At 71.3% G+C, this 623-nt stretch carries 1 protein-coding gene; it reads right to left on the bottom strand.

The genetic code is table 11. The features are described 5' to 3' along the window. Positions 1–298: 298 nt before the first annotated feature. Positions 299–623, bottom strand: a 325-nt coding sequence (locus KUM32_RS41430) for a TetR family transcriptional regulator C-terminal domain-containing protein (protein WP_254406800.1), incomplete at its 5' end; no start/stop codon positions are given.

Here is a 623-nt window from a genome sequence, read left to right as displayed (position 1 = left end):
CTCTTCTTCTCGTCTTCTGTCTTCTGGCCGGTCGCGCCTTCTCGCCGTGTCAGGCATCGGACCTGAAGGCTTCCGGTTTTCTTGAATGAGCAGTCAAATAAGCGAGCAGGGGTGCGCCAGGTGCGAGACAGGCTCGGGCCATCCCCGGCGCACAGGGTTCGGTCAGACAGGCGACGACGGCCGCGCGAGGGCGCCGCAGCGCCAGAAGGTGCGGTACGGCGCGACGCGGGGCGCGCCCCCGGGCCGGAGGTGAGGGGAGAAACGGGGCGAGAGGGGTGGCGGGCCCCGTCGCGACAGCTCAGTCCAGGAGGGCCAGCGCCCGCTCCACGGTGTCCTTCAGGAAGCGCTCGCGCACCGGGGTCTTACCCACGACGCGGACCCCCTGGAGCAGCGTGACCAGGAACCTGGCCAGCGACGCGGGGTCCTTGTCCGGCGCCAACTCGCCCTCGGCACGGGCCCGGACGAGCGCCCCCATGATGGCCGTCTCCAGGGATTCCAGGCCGGTGGCCACCCGCCGGCGCGCCCCCTCGTCTGCGGGCAGTTCGACCGCGGTGTTGGTCATCAGGCAGCCCTTGTGGTCCTCGTCCGCCAGCGCGCCCTCCACGTAGAAGCGGACCAGGCCG

The organism is Streptomyces sp. AC627_RSS907 (assembly GCF_019049165.1).
The sequence above is the reverse complement of the archived record's forward strand: the minus strand, read 5'-3'. Positions and strand labels throughout refer to the sequence as shown.